The sequence below is a fragment of the Mycobacterium sp. DL440 genome (assembly GCF_011745145.1).
GTDB lineage: Bacteria > Actinomycetota > Actinomycetes > Mycobacteriales > Mycobacteriaceae > Mycobacterium.
In genome coordinates, this window is the sequence record NZ_CP050191.1 from 569,833 (window position 1) to 585,890 (window position 16,058).

Consider the following 16,058-nt stretch of genomic DNA (forward strand, 5'->3'; position numbering starts at 1 on the left):
ATTCCGGCAGGGGGTTACTCGCACTTGTTCTGCCGGAATGCCGTTTCGGCGCAAGGGGCTAGATCAGCTTTCCCGCCTCGGTCAGCACACCGTGCAGGATCTCGTAGATCGCGTCGAACTCGGCCTGCCCGCTGATCAACGGCGGGGCCAGCTGGATCACTGGGTCGCCACGGTCGTCGGCGCGGCAGTACAGCCCGGCTTCCCAGAGCGCCGGGGTCAGGAACCCGCGCAACAGCCGCTCGGACTCCTCGTCGTTGAACGTCTCCTTGGTGGCCTTGTCTTTGACGAGTTCGATGCCGTAGAAGAAGCCCTCCCCGCGGACGTCGCCGACGATCGGCAGGTCGTAGAGCTTCTCCAGGGTGGCCCGGAATGCCGGCGCGGCTTCCTTGACGTGGTCGTTGATGCCCTCGCGCTCGAAGATATCGAGGTTGGCCATCGCCACGGCCGCCGAAACCGGGTGTCCGCCAAAGGTATAACCGTGGCCGAAGACCGTCTTGCCGTCGTTGAACGGCTCGAACAACCGGTCGCTGGCCACCATCGCGCCCAGCGGCGAGTAGCCCGAGGTCAGGCCCTTGGCGCTGGTGATGATGTCGGGCACGTAGCCGAAGTCGTCGCAGGCGAACATCGATCCGATGCGGCCGTAGGCGCAGATCACCTCGTCGGACACCAGCAACACGTCGTACTGGTCGCAGATCTCGCGGACCCGCTCGAAGTAGCCGGGCGGCGGTGGGAAGCAACCGCCCGCGTTCTGCACGGGCTCAAGAAAGACGGCGCACACCGTATCCGGGCCCTCGAATTCGATGGCTTCGGCGATTCGGTCGGCGCAGTAGCGTCCGAAAACCTTTTCGTCGTGCGCGTATTCGGCAGGCGCGCGGTAGAAGTTGGTGTTCGGCGCGCGGAAGCCGCCGGGGGTCAGCGGCTCGAACGGCGCCTTGAACGCCGGGATGCCGGTGATCGCCAGCGCGCCCTGGGGGGTGCCGTGGTAGGCGATCGCGCGCGAAACCACCTTGTGCTTACCGGGTTTCCCGGTGAGCTTGAAGTACTGCTTGGCCAGTTTCCAGGCGCTCTCGACGGCCTCGCCGCCGCCGGTGGTGAAGAAGACCCGGTTCAGATCACCCGGGGCGTAGTTGGCGACGCGTTCGGCCAGTTCGATGGCCGGCGGCGTGGCGTAGGACCACAGCGGGAAGAAGGACAGCTTCTCGGTTTGCTTGGCGGCAGCCTCGGCAAGTTCCTTGCGGCCGTGGCCCACCTGGACGACGAACAGGCCGGACAGGCCGTCGATATAGCTCTTGCCCTTGTCGTCGAAGATTCGGACACCCTCGCCACGGGTGATGATGGGCGGTGTGATGCCTTCGCCGTGCCGGGCGAAGTGTCCCCACAGGTGGCGGTTGGCTTTGGCGCTCAGATCTGTGGTGGTGGTCGGTGCGTCTTCTGTGATGCTCATCGAGTTCCCCAATTATATTGCTGTTTAACGAGTTTCAGGTAAACGAGGGTTTCGGTGGTTATCACTCCCGGCAGTGCACGGATCTGGGTGTTGAGAAGTTCGAGCAGGCTGTCGTCGTCCTCGCAGACCACCTCGCAGATGGCGTCGAAGGATCCGGCGGTCAGTACCACGTAGTCGACGGCGTCGATGGAGGAGAGTTTCTCGGCCAGCTTGAGGGTGTCGCCGGTGCAGCGGATGCCGATCATCGCCTGGCGGGCGAACCCGAGTTGCAGCGGATCGGTCACCGCGACTATCTGCATGACGCCTGCGTCGACCATGCGCTGCACGCGCTGGCGTACCGCGGCCTCGGACAGCCCCACGGCCTTGCCGATTCCGGCGTACGAACGGCGGCCGTCTGCTTGCAACTTCTCGATGATCGCCTTCGACAGATCGTCGAGTTGAAAGGCGGTGCGAGAATTGTTGTTCACCCGCAGCTGTACGGGCTGAAGGTCATCACCCTCCGGGTTGCTCATACCTTCAATTGTGCACGGAATCCGTCGTTTGCGGAAACCGAATCGATGAAATCCCTCGTTTGAACGGTACCGAACGCGGGATTGCGTAGAGATCGAATCTGCCATCGGTTACCGTGGGGCGCCATGAGCGTGGCAGCAAATGTGACGAGTAGCTGGATCAACGGTGCACCGGTCGCGACGGGTGGCCCCGTCCATCAGATCATCGACCCGGCCACCGGGCAGGCCGTTGCCGATTACGCCCTGGCCACCCCCTCCGACGTGGACGCTGCCGTCGGTGCGGCGCGCAACGCCTTCCCTGCCTGGTCCAAGGCAACACCCGCCGAGCGGTCCGCGGTGCTGGCCAAGCTCGCCAAGCTCGCCGACGAACATGCAGATCAGCTCGTTGCCGAGGAGGTCAGTCAGACCGGCAAACCGGTGCGTCTGGCCACCGAGTTCGACGTCCCCGGCAGCGTGGACAACATCGACTTCTTCGCCGGCGCGGCTCGTCGTCTCGAAGGCAAGGCCACCGCCGAGTACTCGGGGGACCACACGTCGAGCATCCGGCGCGAAGCCGTCGGTGTCGTCGCCACCATCACCCCGTGGAACTACCCACTGCAGATGGCGGTGTGGAAGGTCATCCCGGCGCTGGCGGCCGGTTGCTCCGTCGTCATCAAACCCGCCGAGATCACCCCGCTGACCACCCTCACCCTGGCTCGGCTGGCCACCGCGGCCGGTCTGCCCGATGGCGTGTTCAACGTCGTCACCGGCGGTGGCGCCGACGTCGGCACCGCGCTGGCCGGCCATCGCGACGTCGACGTCGTCACCTTCACCGGCTCCACCGCCGTCGGCCGCAAGGTGATGTCGGCCGCGGCGGTCCACGGCCACCGCACCCAGCTCGAGCTGGGCGGCAAGGCGCCGTTCGTGGTGTTCGAGGACGCCGACCTGGACGCCGCGATCCAGGGCGCGGTAGCCGGCGCGCTGATCAACACCGGTCAGGACTGCACCGCCGCGACGAGGGCGATCGTGGCCCGCGATCTGTACGACGACTTCGTTGCCGGCGTCGCCGAGGTGATGGGCAAGATGGTCGTCGGCGACCCGCACGACCCCGACACCGACCTGGGCCCGCTCATCTCGTTCGCGCACCGCGACAAGGTCGCGCAGATGGTGGCCCGGGCGCCGGAGCAGGGCGGCCGCGTCGTCACCGGCGGAGCAGCGCCCGATCTGCCCGGCGCGTTTTACCGGCCCACCCTGATCGCCGACGTCGCCGAGACGTCCGAGGTGTACCGCGACGAGATCTTCGGTCCGGTGCTGACGGTTCGGTCGTTCACCGACGATGACGACGCGATCCGGCAGGCCAACGACACCGTCTACGGCCTGGCCGCCTCGGCCTGGACCCGGGACGTGTACCGCGCGCAGCGCGCCTCCCGCGAGATCAACGCCGGGTGCGTGTGGATCAACGACCACATCCCGATCATCAGCGAAATGCCGCACGGCGGCGTGGGTGCGTCCGGGTTCGGCAAGGACATGAGCGACTACTCGTTCGAGGAGTACCTCACGGTCAAGCACGTGATGAGCGACATCACCGGTGTTGCCGAAAAAGGATGGCACCGAACGGTTTTCAACAAGCGCTGAGTTTCGTCCCCGCCCGCCGTCAACCTCGAATGTCCCGCTGGAGTGGTCCTCGAGGGCGACAGCCACTCTGGCGTGACACTCGGCGGGATTAAGCTTGGCTTGTGACCACTGCGGCGCGCACCGATGAATTCGAGGCGCTGCGGCCGCACCTGCTGGCGGTCGCCTACCGGTTGACGGGTACCTATGCCGATGCCGAAGACATCGTGCAGGACGCCTGGCTGCGCTGGAATGACAACCAGACTACGATCGTCGATCTGCGGGCCTGGCTGACCACGGTGGTGAGCCGGCTGGGTCTGGACCGGCTGCGCTCGGCGGCGCACCGGCGCGAGGCCTATTACGGAGAATGGCTGCCGGAGCCCGTCGTGACCGGGTTCGACGCGAACGACCCACTCAACGCGGTGGTCGCCGGGGAAGACGCCCGGTTCGCGGCGATGGTGGTCCTGGAGCGGCTCACCCCGGATCAGCGGGTGGCCTTCGTGTTGCACGACGGTTTCGGACTGCCGTTCACCGAAATCGCGGGAGTGCTCGGGGTCAGCGACGCCTCGGCCCGCCAGCTTGCCTCGCGGGCCCGACGTGCAGTGGCCGACAATCCGCCTGCGTCGTCGGCCGATGACCTGCACAATCAGGTGGCCGGCGAGTTGATGGCCGCGCTGGCGTCGGGGGAGCTCGACGCCGTCGTGCGATTGCTGCATCCCGACGTCACGTTCACCGGCGATTCGAACCGTCGCGCCCCGACCGCTGCCCGCGTCATCCACGGACCGGACAAGGTGGCCCGGTTCATCCTCGGCCTGTCCAAGAAGTACGGGCCGAATTGGTTGGCAGGCAGTCAATTCGCACTCGTCAACGGCCAGTTGGGCGTCTACACGGCAGGCGCACCGGCCGGTGACGGTTACCCCGAGATGATGCCCCGGGTCACGATCTTCACGGTTCGGGACGGCTTGGTCTGTGCGGTCTGGGATATCGCCAACCCTGACAAGTTCACCGGATCCCCGCTGAGAAGAGGTGCACAGTGATGCCGAACGAACCCGGAACTCTGGCCCACACATTCAGCCGAATGATGTTCCGCGGCATGGACAAGATGCGTCACCGCGACGCCTTCGACATCGGCGCGCCAACTGGTTCGGACTTCGTCGGGTTCGAGAACTGCCGCCAGATCGTGCTGGTGACCTTCAAGCGCTCGGGTGAGGCGATGCCCAGTCCGATCAACCACGGCGTGGCCGGCGGCAAGATCTATGTGCGTACCGATCCGTCGACCGGGAAGGTCAAGCGAATCCGCAACAGCCCGAAAGTCTTTGTGGTGGCGAGCAATCTGCGCGGCAAGCCCAGTGGACCCGTCGTGGCCGGGGTGGCGCGCATCCTTCCCGAGGCAGAACACGCACATGCCGAAGCGGTCATCGCCGCCAACTGGAGCCCACCGATGAAGCTGTTCGAGCGGAGCCTCGACTATGGCAGCCAACTGGCCGGGATACCCACGGCTTACATCGAGATCACGCCCGCGGCGGAGTGACGCTTACAAGACGTAGGGGAGCAGGGCCTTGCGGTCGGTGGGGTACTCCGGGAACTTCTCCTGATACCAGCTGTGGGTGCCCAGGGCCCGGGGAACCAGGTTGCCTGCGGTGATCAGCAGGATGGCGACACCGGGCAGTGCCCAGGTCAGCAGCGCGAACCCGGACCAGGCGATGATCTCGCCCAAGTAGGCCGGGCTGGTGACGAACCGGAAGCCGCCGCCGAACGGGATCCGGTACTCCGCAACCCCGGGATTGTTCTTCTCCCGCAGGTTCCGCACGATTGATTCGGAGTTGACCAGCAGCGCAAATCCGCACAGGTAGATCACCAACCCCACCAGGAAACGCGGATCGGTCAACCAGGCAGTCGTGTACTGACCGAAGAAGTCGTGGCTGAACAGGGTTCCGTTGAGGTAACCGTGCATGGAGGTGACGAGCATGCCCATCACGATCACCGAGATGTTGAAGGTGCCGCGCTTGCCGGGTACCTGGCGGATCGCGAGCGGGAAGAACCACCCCCGGTTGGCGTAGTGCAGCATCCAGATCCCGGCGAGCACAAGTGATGTCGGCTCGAATCGGTTCGGCCCGGCCAGATAGCTGATCAAGAACACCACGGTTGCGGGGATCTCCATCAGCCACCAGCCGAGCTTCGGGTTGAGGTTCAAGCCGAGTTTCGTCGTCGAGAAGCGCCCGTAGGAACTCTGTGCGAAGAAACCGCCGATGATCACGAATGCGGCGAACGCGAAGGCCGCGGTCAGCACCGTGTCGTAGAACGTGTCGCCGGTGTACCAATGCATGGATGATTCCTCGCTGAGCAGGTGGTTCAGCGGCTATGGACCGCTTTTCTGTAACGTGTTCTACCACCTGGCCGCGTCGTGATGCCAGCGCCGCGCGATCACTGCGCCCAAGGAACCCGGCACGCATCTCCGGAGTTGAAGCCCTGCTCGGTGATACCCAGAGCCGAGTACATCCGCGACCGCATGTTCTCCACACCGATCTGATAGGTCAGCTCGATCACGCCGTCGTCGCCGAATCGGCGCTGCAGATCGGCGACCTGCTCGTCGGTGACGGTGTGCGGGTCGGTGGTCATGGCATTCGCATAGGCGATCGCGGCACGCTCGTCATCGGTGAACAGCGGCGAGGTGGCGTAGTCGTCGATCGACTTGAGCCGCTCCACGTCGAGGTTCTCCAGTCGCATCAGCATGGAGCCGAAGTCCACGCACCACGAGCAGCCGACGGTGCGGGCCGTCCAGAACACCGCGAGCTCGCGGACCGTGGCGGGCAGTTTCTTGGAGCCACCCTGCAACAGCATCTCGTGGACGCCGTTGGCGACCAGCAGCCGCGGGTGGTGCGCGGCCACGGCGAAGGGCTCGGGCACCTCACCGAACTGGCGCTTGGCGTACCAGTACATGGCGCGGGTCAGCGGGCCGGCTTGCTTGGGGGTTACAGCGGGGATTCGGGTCTTGGTCTCGGTCATACCAGTTAGACGAGGCAGCCCCGGAATGTGTGACGGTGCCGAACCTGAGCTTGTGTGTCAGTTTTCGCGCAACACTGGAACACAACCTCAGGTTGGGATGCACCTGGAACCGGTGGTCAGCCCGTGACGTCGTAACCACATGCCGTTTCTGGGGTCCGAGGCGCTGGCAGCCGGCATGCTCAACCGCTACCAGTTGCGGACCCGGTACGACGCGGTGCACCGGGGCGTGTACGTCCCCCGCGGCACGCAGCTCACTCCTGAAGACAAGGCAGTGGCGGCCTGGCTGTGGTCGGGGCGGCGCGCAACCGCCGCCGGCTTGTCGGCCGCCGCGCTGCACGGGTGCAAGTGGATCGACGCCAAACACCCCGCCGAACTGAACCAGCCCAGCCAGCACAGAACCCCGGGCATCGTGCTGCACTGCGACGCCCTTTGGGACGACGAGACCTGCCTGGTGCGCGGCATCAGGACCACAACTCCCCACAGAACGGCGTTCGACCTCGGCCGTCGACGTGGACTCACGGCAGCTGTGATTCGTGTCGATGCGCTGCTACAGGCGACGCAGCTGCAGCTCTGCGACGTACAGCCACTTCTGGAGCGGCACAAGGGGATACGCGGGATCGTTCAGTTGCGTCAGGTGCTGGAGCTTGCCGACGACGGCGCGGAATCGCCGCAGGAAACCCGCCTCCGCCTGCTGTACACGGAAGCGGGTATGCGCCCGTCGCACACCCAGATCAACGTCTTCGACGGTTACACACTCGTCGGACGTATCGACATGGGATGGCCGGAATGGAAGGTCGGCGTTCAATACGACGGCATTCAACACTGGACTGATCCGAGACAACGCACCAAGGACATCGACCAGGATGCGGAGTACCGCGAACTCGGCTGGCGGATAGTCCGCGTCGGGGCCGACCTGCTCAAGTATCGCCAACGCGTGATCATCGCCCGCACCCGCGACGCACTGCGTGCGGCAGGCGCCCCCTACTAAACGAACCTGAGCTTGTGTTCGAGTTTCGGCGGGAATCTCGAACACAAGCTCAGGTTCGGCAAAAACAACTAGCGCGCGAACATCAAAGCGCGCTTGACCTCCTGGATCGCCTGGGTCACCTGGATGCCACGCGGGCAGGCCTCGGTGCAGTTGAACGTGGTGCGGCAGCGCCACACACCGTCGACCTCGTTGAGGATGTCCAACCGCTCGGCGGCAGCCTCGTCACGCGAATCGAAGATGAACCGGTGCGCATTGACGATCGCGGCCGGGCCGAAGTACGAGCCTTCACTCCAATAGACCGGGCACGACGTGGTGCAGCACGCACACAGGATGCACTTGGTGGTGTCGTCGTAGCGGGCCCGGTCGGTGGCGCTCTGGATGCGCTCCTTGGTGGGCGGGTTGCCACTGGTGATCAGGTACGGCTTCACGGCGCGGTACGCGTCGAAGAACGGCTCCATGTCCACCACGAGGTCCTTCTCCACGGGCAGGCCGCGGATCGGCTCGATGGTGATCGTGAGCTGCTTGGAAGCCTTCTTGGGCAGCAGGTCACGCATGAGCACCTTGCAGGCCAGCCGGTTCACGCCGTTGATCCGCATGGCATCCGAGCCACACACGCCGTGGGCGCAGGAGCGCCGGAAGGTCAGCGTGCCGTCGAGGTAACCCTTTACGTAGAGCAGCAGGTTCAGCAGCCGGTCTGACGGCAGGCAGGGAACCCGGAAGCTCTGCCAGCCTGCGGCGTCGGGATCCTCGGGGTTGAACCGGGCGATCTTGAGGGTGACCATGACCGCGCCGTCGGGCACGGGAGGCAGCTCGGGGTCGCCGGCTTCGGGCTTATCGATGACAGGTGCACTCATGCTCAGTACTTCCTTTCCATCGGCTCGTACCGGGTCTGGACCACGGGCTTGTAATCCAGCCGGATGTCGGAGAGCAGCTCGCCGCCCTCCTTGTAGGCCATGGTGTGCCGCATGTAGTTGGTGTCGTCGCGGTCCGGGTAGTCCTCCCGCGCGTGCCCGCCGCGGGACTCCTTGCGGTTGAGCGCACCGACCACGGTCACCTCGGCCAGCTCCAGCAGGAAGCCCAGCTCGATGGCCTCGAGCAGGTCGCTGTTGTAGCGCTTGCCCTTGTCGTGCACCGTGATTCGGCTGTACCGCTCCTTGAGGGCGTGGATGTCGGTCAGCGCCTGCTTGAGCGTTTCCTCGGTGCGGAACACCGCGGCGTTGTTGTCCATCGACTGCTGCAGTGCGGTGCGGATGTCGGCGACGCGCTCGTTGCCGTGCTCGGAGAGGATGTCGCCGACCCAGCCGACGACCATGTCGGCCGGGTTCTCCGGCAGGTCGACGTGATTGTGGTTGGCGGCGTACTCCGCGGCGGCGATACCGGCGCGGCGGCCGAACACGTTGATGTCCAGCAGCGAGTTGGTGCCCAGGCGATTGGCGCCGTGCACCGACACACACGCGCATTCCCCGGCGGCGTACAGGCCGGGGATGACGTTGGTGTTGTCGCGCAGGACCTGGCCGTGGATGGTGGTCGGGATGCCGCCCATGACGTAGTGGCAGGTCGGGTAGACCGGCACCAGTTCGGTCACCGGGTCCACACCCAGGTAAGTGCGGGCGAACTCGGTGATGTCGGGCAGCTTGGCTTCCAGCACGTCGGCGCCGAGGTGACGCACGTCGATGTAGACGTAGTCCTTGTTCGGTCCGGCGCCACGGCCTTCGAGCACTTCGAGCACCATCGACCGGGCGACGATGTCGCGCGGCGCGAGGTCGACGATCGTCGGCGCGTAGCGCTCCATGAACCGCTCGCCCTCGCCGTTGAGCAGACGACCGCCCTCGCCGCGCACGGCCTCGGAGATCAGGATGCCCAGGCCGGCCAGGCCGGTCGGGTGGAACTGGTGAAACTCCATGTCCTCCAAGGGAAGTCCCTTGCGGAAGATGATGCCCAGGCCGTCACCGGTCAGGGTGTGGGCGTTGGAGGTGGTCTTGTACATCCGACCCGAGCCGCCGGTGGCGAAGACGACCGCCTTGGCGTGGAAGATGTGGATGTCGCCGGTCGCCAGCTCGTAGGCGACGACGCCGGTGGCCACCGGGCCGGCCGGGGTGTCGGTCAGCGTGATGTCCAGCGCGTAGAACTCGTTGAAGAACTCGACGTCGTGCTTGACGCAGTTTTGGTAGAGCGTCTGCAGGATCATGTGACCCGTGCGGTCGGCGGCGTAACAGGCCCGGCGCACCGGGGCCTTGCCGTGGTCGCGGGTGTGCCCGCCGAACCGGCGCTGGTCGATGCGGCCCTCGGGCGTCCGGTTGAACGGCATGCCCATCTTCTCGAGGTCCAGCACCGCGTCGATGGCCTCTTTGGCCATGATCTCGACGGCGTCCTGGTCAGCGAGGTAGTCGCCGCCCTTGACGGTGTCGAAGGTGTGCCACTCCCAGTTGTCCTCTTCGACGTTGGCCAGCGCGGCGCACATGCCGCCCTGCGCTGCGCCGGTGTGGGAGCGGGTCGGGTACAGCTTGGTCAGCACGGCGGTGCGGACGCGCGGGCCGGCCTCGACGGCAGCGCGCATGCCGGCGCCGCCGGCACCGACGATGACGACGTCGTAGCGATGTTCCTGAATCATTGGTTAGCCCCCAATATTCGGGTCGAAGGTGACCAGGACGTAGGTGCCCAGAACCAACGTGAACCCTGTCGCCAGCAGGAGCAGCGAATTCAGGTAGAACTTCGTGACGTTCTTACGGGCATAGTCGCCGATGATGGTGCGCAGGCCGTTGGCGCCGTGGATCATCGCGAGCCACAGCAGGGCCATGTCCCAGATCTGCCAGAACGGGGAGGCCCAACGCTGTGAGACATAGTTGAAGTCGATGCGGTACACGCCGTCCTGCCACATCAGCATGATGAAGAGGTGGCCGAGCGCCAGGAATACCAGCGCCAGACCGGAGAACCGCATGAACAGCCAGGCGTACTTCTCGAAGTACGGAATGCCGCGGGGACGACGGGGCGCGCGCGGGTGGTCCAGCGCGGCCGGCCGGTCGTGTTCGCGTTCCATCACCGGTGCGGGACGGCCCAGCCGGGACTCACCCGCTCCTGGCGCGCTCACAGGAACCGCTCCACCATGTGCATGCCGATAACTCCTAGTGCTGCGATGAGGACCACGGCAAAGATGCCGACGGCGACCGCGAGCATCTGCCGCTGGTAGCGGGGGCCCTGCTGCCAGAAGTCGATGAGGATGACGCGGATGCCGTTCAGTGCGTGGAACAGCACCGCGGCGACGAGTCCCATCTCCATCAACCCGACGATGGGTGTCTTGTACGTCTCGATGACCTCGTTGTAGGCCTGCGGGCTCACCCGGACCAACGCGGTATCAAGGACGTGTACGAACAGGAAGAAGAAAATTGTGGCACCGGTAATCCGGTGCAATACCCAGGACCACATTCCCGGATCACCCTTGTACAGGGTGCGCCGACGCGTCTTCCTGGGTTGCGGAGCCGGCACCTCCGTCTGAGTACTCATCTCGCCCTCCAACGTCTTCGGTGGACGTTCGGGACTGCGGAGTGAATTAGCCCCAAACCTCGGGGCGACTCTAAACCCATTTGTACTGGCGAAGGAATTACGGTTGAGCCGTTCTACCTGAAAATCGCACAAAAGTTAGGCTTACCTATCTTATAGTGCGCGCCGCGAATTGGGGTTTCGGAATGCATTCAGAACCTGTGCCGGGGGGTGTCTCGTGATGGTTGACGTCGACTGGGATCTGTTGCGTGACAAGGCAATCGAGGCCTCATCCCACGCCTACGCGCCATATTCGGGGTTTCCCGTGGGGGCTGCCGCTCTGGTCGACGACGGCCGCGTCGTCACCGGATGCAATGTGGAGAATGTCTCATATGGCCTAGGTCTCTGTGCCGAGTGCGCTGTGGCCTGCGCCCTGCATTCCGGGGGTGGCGGAAGGCTCATCGCACTGTCGTGCGTGGGCCCCGACGGGGACGTGTTGATGCCCTGCGGGCGCTGCAGGCAGGTGCTGCTCGAACACGGCGGTCGTGAGTTGCTCATCGACCATCGGCACGGCCCGCGACCTCTGCGCGAGCTGCTTCCCGACGCCTTCGGTCCTGCGGATCTGGAGCGCAGGTAAGGCCAAGTGGTCCAACAACTCCGGGTTACTGGCGAGTAGGTTTACGGCCATGCCGCATCTCGACGCGCCGACCGTCATCCGGACCAAGCGTGACGGCGGTGTGCTGTCCGACGCCGCGATCGACTGGGTGATCGAGGGCTACACCCACGGGCGGGTCGCCGACGAACAGATGTCGGCCCTCCTGATGGCGATTTTTCTGAAAGGCATGGCGCCGGCCGAAATCGCTCGGTGGACGTCGGCCATGGTCGACTCCGGGGAGCGGTTCGATTTCACCGACCTCCGTCGTACCGGGCGGCCACTGGCGTTGGTGGACAAGCACTCCACCGGCGGGGTGGGGGACAAGATCACCATTCCGCTGCTGCCGGTCGTGATGGCCTGCGGTGCCAGTGTTCCGCAGGCGGCCGGGCGCGGGCTCGGGCACACCGGCGGCACGCTCGACAAACTTGAGGCAATCCCGGGATTCACCGCCGAGCTGTCGAAAGACCGGATCCGGCAACAACTTCGGGATATCGGTGCGGCGGTCTTCGCGGCCGGCGACCTGGCACCGGCCGACCGGAAGATCTACGCGTTGCGCGATGTCACCGCCACCACCGAGTCGCTGCCGCTGATCGCCAGTTCCGTGATGAGCAAGAAGCTGGCCGAGGGGGCCCGATCGCTGGTGCTCGACGTGAAGGTGGGGCGCGGGGCGTTCCTCAAGACCGAGGCGGAGTCCCGCGAACTGGCGGCGACCATGGTCGGCCTGGGCAATGCCAACAGGGTCCCGACCCGGGCCCTGCTCACCGATATGAACTGCCCACTGGGGCGGACCGTCGGCAACTCTGTGGAGGTTGCCGAGTCGCTGGAGGTGCTGGCCGGCGGCGGACCGTCGGACGTGGTCACCCTGACCCTGGCGCTGGCCACCGAGATGCTCGACGCGGCCGGTGTCGACGGCACCGACCCCGCCCAGACGCTCCGGGACGGCAGTGCGATGGATTGCTTCCGTTCGCTGGTGGCGGCCCAGGGCGGGGACTTGACCCGTCCGTTGCCCATCGGCGCAGCCACCGAGACCGTGACGGCCCCGCACGGCGGCATCATGGGCGACCTCGATGCAATGGGAGTAGCGCTGGCGGCCTGGCGGCTGGGTGCCGGCCGCGCCCAACCGGGGGAGCCGGTGCAGTTCGGTGCGGGCGTGCGGATCCACCGCAAGCCGGGGGAGCCGGTGGTCGCGGGGGAGGCGCTGTTCACCCTGCACACCGAGACTGCCGAGCGGTTGCCCGGCGCACTCGCCGAGCTCGACGGAGCCTGGACCGTCGGCGACACCGCACCCACGCAGCGGCCATTGATCATCGACCGCATCGACTGACGCCGGATCTGCACCGCGTAGGGCTGCCAGCACGGGCGAACGTCCGTTGAACACCGTCCGATCTCCGGGCCACGACCGGCCGTGTCGCGCATGATGGGGACATGAGTACGCCGCTGAGTCTGGACAAGATCCAGCACGCTCCCAAAGCCCTGCTGCACGATCACCTCGACGGTGGTCTGCGTCCGGCCACCGTGCTCGACCTGGCCGGTCAGCTCGGCTATGACGATCTGCCGGCCACCGAGGTCGACGAGCTGGCCACCTTCTTCCGCACCGCCGCTCACAGCGGCTCGTTGGTGCGCTACCTGGAGCCGTTCGCCCACACCGTCGGGGTGATGCAGACCCCGGAGGCGTTGCACCGCGTCGCCTACGAGTGTGTGGAGGACCTCGCCGCCGACAACGTCGTCTATGCCGAGATCCGGTTCGCCCCCGAACTGCACATCGACCGCGGCCTGTCGCTCGACGACGTGGTCGACGCCGTGTTGGCCGGATTCGCCGATGGGGAGAAGGCGGCGGCGGCCGAGGGCCGCGCCATCACCGTGCGCTGCCTGGTCACCGCGATGCGCCATGCTGCCCGGTCGCGGGAGATCGCGGAGCTTGCAATCCGGTTCCGCGACAAGGGCGTTGTCGGTTTCGACATCGCCGGAGCCGAGGCCGGCTACCCGCCCACCCGGCACCTCGACGCGTTTGAATACATGCGAGGCAACAACGCGCGCTTCACCATTCACGCCGGTGAGGCGTTCGGGCTGCCGTCCATCCACGAGGCCATCGCGTTCTGTGGGGCCGACCGGCTGGGCCACGGGGTGCGCATCGTCGACGACATCACCGAATTCGACGACGGGACCCAACATCTGGGTCGGCTGGCATCCATCCTGCGGGACAAGCGAATTCCGTTGGAGATGTGCCCCAGCAGCAACGTGCAGACCGGAGCGGCACCCAGCATCGCCGAGCATCCGTTCGACCGGCTGGCACGGCTTCGGTTCCGCGTGACCGTCAACACCGACAACCGGCTGATGAGCGACACCACCATGAGCCAGGAGATGCTGCGCCTCGTCGAGGCGTTCGGCTACGGCTGGAGTGACCTGGAGCGGTTCACCATCAACGCGATGAAGTCGGCCTTCATCCCGTTCGATGAGCGACTCGCGATCATCGATGAGGTGATCAAGCCCCGGTACGCGGTCCTGGTCGGCTGAGTACCCCGCGGATCGCGGCTACTCCGCGCGCAGGCGCGACTCCACGAAACGCTCCAGCGCCTCCCACTGCTCGACGGCCTGAGCGTATGGCGCCTCGGGCTTGCGGGCATTGTCGTTGCCCAGGACGTACCCGACGAACTTGCCGAGGGCCTTGGTCGCGGCCAGCGTCTCGTCGACAGTCTTGTCCTCGGAGTAGTCGCTGACGTCGCGCAGCAGTTCGACGGCCAACTCCAGCTGGTCATGGTCGACCGCGTCGGGTCCGTCGGCGATGTCGTCGGAGATGCCGGACAGGACGTAGATGTTCTCCTCGGCGACGTCCACCCGCAGGGAGCCGTCGGTGGCGGCGGTCCTGATGTCGTCGTAGGTGGCCAGGTCGGACAGGTCGTGGTCATGCTCGTCGGCCAGATAGCGGGCCAGTGCCCGCTCGGAGCTGAACACGCTGATGCGACCGTTGCGGCCGAGGAAGACCGGATCGTCGTCGAGGTAGCAACGCAGGGTGTACACGGTTTCCGAGCCGATCATGATGCGTACCGGGTCGATGCCGACCTTCTGCCAGAAGTCCTCGTCGTCGCCCAGGACAGCGGCGTCAGCGGCGCTGCGCACGGGTTCGGCCGCCGCGGCGTCGTCCTCGTCGCTCTCGGTGTCGTCGTCTTCGGTGTCGGCGACCAGGTCGTCTTCGTCCTCTTCGGGGGCCGGTTCCTCGAGCTCGGCCTCGGCCTTCTTGACCGCGTCTGCGTCGATGTCCTCGGGAACGGTGACGACCTCGTCGATGGCGTCGAGCACGCCGTCCCACCCTCGCGCGATCACGGCTTCGATCTCGGCCCAACGCTTGCGCCCGGAACGGCCGGTGAAGCCGTCCACCCCGCCACCGAGCGTGCCGAGCAGCGGGTTGCCGTTGAAGAACTTGCTGATGGCCGTCAGTTCACACACCGAGCCGATCGACGAGACCACCACCAGCGTGCGGTGCACAGCCGCGACGGACTCTTCGGTCGGCTTGTCGGCAACCAGGTCCGGAACCCCGACGATGTCGTATTCACGGTCGTCGGCCGGCTGCAGCCGGTGGGCATTGGCCGCGGCCAGCTTCTCCCACGCCGGGTGGTCGGACAGATCATTGTCGGTGTTGGTGCGGACGAATGCCGCGAGGTCAGCGACCGATTCGAACGCGAACAGGGCGTCACCCTCGCCGAGGAAGGCCTCCCACTCGTCGCCGGCATCCCGCCAACGCGGAGCCCACAGTGTGTAGAGGTCGCCCTTGGTCAGCCCGAGCCGAATCGGGACGATGTCAGCAGCCATGCGGCACAGCCTAATGGGGCGCCTCCGACGCCAGTCAGGTTGTCTCCCGTTCGTGGGTCAGTTCAGGGTCCTGTCACACCGTCGGCCTCCAGAACCCCTGAAAGCCCTGACCGGCATTCGTCGTTCGGATGGGCGACAGTTTCACCGGATCACCTGCCTCGATCATCGTATTTTCGCCGACGATCATCGCGACATGGCCGTCCCACACCGCCAGGTCACCCGGGCGCAGCGTCCCCGACGAGACCGCCTTGCCGATGTCCTGCTCCTGGGCCAGCCGCGGAATGTCAAGCCCGGCTTCGCGATAGGCCCATTGAGTCAGCCCGCTGCAATCCAACCCGACCCCTGGTGTGGTGCCGCCCCATCGGTAGGGCACCCCGAGTTGGGTCAGCGCGTGGCGCACGGCGCTGGCTGCCACGGCATTGGGTGCCACCGCGGTGCTGCCGTCGGGCAGCCGCACCGCCACGCCGTCCCCGAACATGCCCGGGTCGCGGAGCCCGACCGCGGCTTCGGAGCGATCACCCGAAGCGGTCGGCAGGTCTGCGGCGCCGCTCCAGCCGCCCAGCGGTGCGCCTCCTGACAACC

At 66.0% G+C, this 16,058-nt stretch carries 16 protein-coding genes and 1 pseudogene; 7 read left to right on the plus strand and 10 right to left on the minus strand.

Features of this window, described 5'->3' with window-relative positions; all coding sequences use genetic code 11:
• Window positions 1–58 precede the first annotated feature (58 nt).
• Both HBE63_RS02795 and HBE63_RS02800 read right to left on the minus strand, forming a co-directional pair.
• The gene (locus HBE63_RS02795) at window positions 59–1,444 is read right to left on the minus strand and encodes an aspartate aminotransferase family protein (RefSeq protein WP_166903072.1); all 1,386 of its coding nucleotides are present in this window, start codon (window positions 1,442–1,444) and stop codon (window positions 59–61) included.
• Window positions 1,441–1,956 carry an Lrp/AsnC family transcriptional regulator gene (locus tag HBE63_RS02800; RefSeq protein ID WP_166909300.1) on the minus strand — a complete coding sequence of 172 codons (516 nt, stop codon included), beginning with the start codon at window positions 1,954–1,956 and terminating at the stop codon, window positions 1,441–1,443. The genes HBE63_RS02795 and HBE63_RS02800 overlap by 4 nt, the downstream gene beginning before the upstream one ends.
• A gap of 123 nt (window positions 1,957–2,079) precedes the next feature.
• Between HBE63_RS02800 and HBE63_RS02805 the strand changes: the two genes are divergently transcribed.
• The 3 genes from HBE63_RS02805 to HBE63_RS02815 all read left to right on the plus strand — a co-directional run bounded on the left by HBE63_RS02805 (window position 2,080) and on the right by HBE63_RS02815 (window position 5,074).
• Window positions 2,080–3,567, plus strand: a complete 1,488-nt coding sequence (locus HBE63_RS02805; protein WP_166903074.1) for a gamma-aminobutyraldehyde dehydrogenase — start codon at window positions 2,080–2,082, stop codon at window positions 3,565–3,567.
• Window positions 3,568–3,668: 101 nt separating this feature from the next.
• Complete coding sequence (locus HBE63_RS02810; RefSeq protein ID WP_166903076.1) at window positions 3,669–4,580, plus strand: sigma-70 family RNA polymerase sigma factor; 912 nt, start codon at window positions 3,669–3,671, stop codon at window positions 4,578–4,580.
• Window positions 4,580–5,074, plus strand: a complete 495-nt coding sequence (locus tag HBE63_RS02815) for a PPOX class F420-dependent oxidoreductase (RefSeq protein WP_166903078.1) — start codon at window positions 4,580–4,582, stop codon at window positions 5,072–5,074. The genes HBE63_RS02810 and HBE63_RS02815 overlap by 1 nt, the downstream gene beginning before the upstream one ends.
• Window positions 5,075–5,077: 3 nt before the next feature.
• Here HBE63_RS02815 and HBE63_RS02820 read toward each other — a convergent pair whose 3' ends face one another.
• Both HBE63_RS02820 and HBE63_RS02825 read right to left on the minus strand, forming a co-directional pair.
• Window positions 5,078–5,869: a 3-oxo-5-alpha-steroid 4-dehydrogenase gene (locus HBE63_RS02820; protein WP_166903080.1), complete on the minus strand. Its 792-nt coding sequence runs from the start codon at window positions 5,867–5,869 to the stop codon at window positions 5,078–5,080.
• 98 nt (window positions 5,870–5,967) lie between these two features.
• Window positions 5,968–6,582: pseudogene (locus tag HBE63_RS02825) on the minus strand (carboxymuconolactone decarboxylase family protein); the annotation flags it as partial.
• 106 nt (window positions 6,583–6,688) lie between these two features.
• Here HBE63_RS02825 and HBE63_RS02830 point away from each other — a divergent pair.
• On the plus strand, window positions 6,689–7,537 hold the full coding sequence (locus tag HBE63_RS02830; protein WP_166903084.1) for a hypothetical protein: 849 nt from the start codon (window positions 6,689–6,691) through the stop codon (window positions 7,535–7,537).
• Between the two features lie 68 nt (window positions 7,538–7,605).
• Here the strand turns inward: HBE63_RS02830 and HBE63_RS02835 are convergent, their stop codons facing one another.
• From HBE63_RS02835 to sdhC, 4 genes are read right to left on the minus strand one after another with little or no spacing between them, the layout of a single operon-like run.
• Entirely contained in the window at window positions 7,606–8,391 is a 786-nt protein-coding gene (locus tag HBE63_RS02835) for a succinate dehydrogenase iron-sulfur subunit (RefSeq protein ID WP_166903086.1), read from the minus strand.
• 2 nt (window positions 8,392–8,393) lie between these two features.
• Window positions 8,394–10,148, minus strand: coding sequence for a succinate dehydrogenase flavoprotein subunit (gene sdhA, locus HBE63_RS02840; protein WP_166903088.1), 1,755 nt, complete (start codon window positions 10,146–10,148; stop codon window positions 8,394–8,396).
• 3 nt (window positions 10,149–10,151) lie between these two features.
• The gene (locus HBE63_RS02845; RefSeq protein WP_371815003.1) at window positions 10,152–10,574 is read right to left on the minus strand and encodes a succinate dehydrogenase hydrophobic membrane anchor subunit; all 423 of its coding nucleotides are present in this window, start codon (window positions 10,572–10,574) and stop codon (window positions 10,152–10,154) included.
• A 47-nt stretch (window positions 10,575–10,621) separates the two neighbouring features.
• Window positions 10,622–11,038, minus strand: a complete 417-nt coding sequence (gene sdhC / locus HBE63_RS02850) for a succinate dehydrogenase, cytochrome b556 subunit (protein WP_166903092.1) — start codon at window positions 11,036–11,038, stop codon at window positions 10,622–10,624.
• 217 nt (window positions 11,039–11,255) lie between these two features.
• Here sdhC and HBE63_RS02855 point away from each other — a divergent pair, with 217 nt between their 5' ends.
• The 3 genes from HBE63_RS02855 (at window position 11,256) to HBE63_RS02865 (ending at window position 14,183) form a co-directional block, all read left to right on the plus strand.
• A complete protein-coding gene (locus HBE63_RS02855) occupies window positions 11,256–11,651 on the plus strand; it encodes a cytidine deaminase (RefSeq protein ID WP_166903094.1) in 396 nt (131 codons plus the stop codon).
• Window positions 11,652–11,700: 49 nt separating this feature from the next.
• Window positions 11,701–12,993, plus strand: a complete 1,293-nt coding sequence (locus HBE63_RS02860) for a thymidine phosphorylase (protein WP_166903095.1) — start codon at window positions 11,701–11,703, stop codon at window positions 12,991–12,993.
• A 101-nt stretch (window positions 12,994–13,094) separates the two neighbouring features.
• Complete coding sequence (locus HBE63_RS02865; protein WP_166903097.1) at window positions 13,095–14,183, plus strand: adenosine deaminase; 1,089 nt, start codon at window positions 13,095–13,097, stop codon at window positions 14,181–14,183.
• Between the two features lie 18 nt (window positions 14,184–14,201).
• On the opposite strand, the gene HBE63_RS02870 is transcribed toward HBE63_RS02865, so the two are convergent.
• Window positions 14,202–15,476: a primosomal protein gene (locus HBE63_RS02870; RefSeq protein ID WP_166903099.1), complete on the minus strand. Its 1,275-nt coding sequence runs from the start codon at window positions 15,474–15,476 to the stop codon at window positions 14,202–14,204.
• A 73-nt stretch (window positions 15,477–15,549) separates the two neighbouring features.
• The coding region (locus tag HBE63_RS02875; protein WP_243858468.1) for a C40 family peptidase at window positions 15,550–16,058 on the minus strand (509 nt) is incomplete at its 5' end.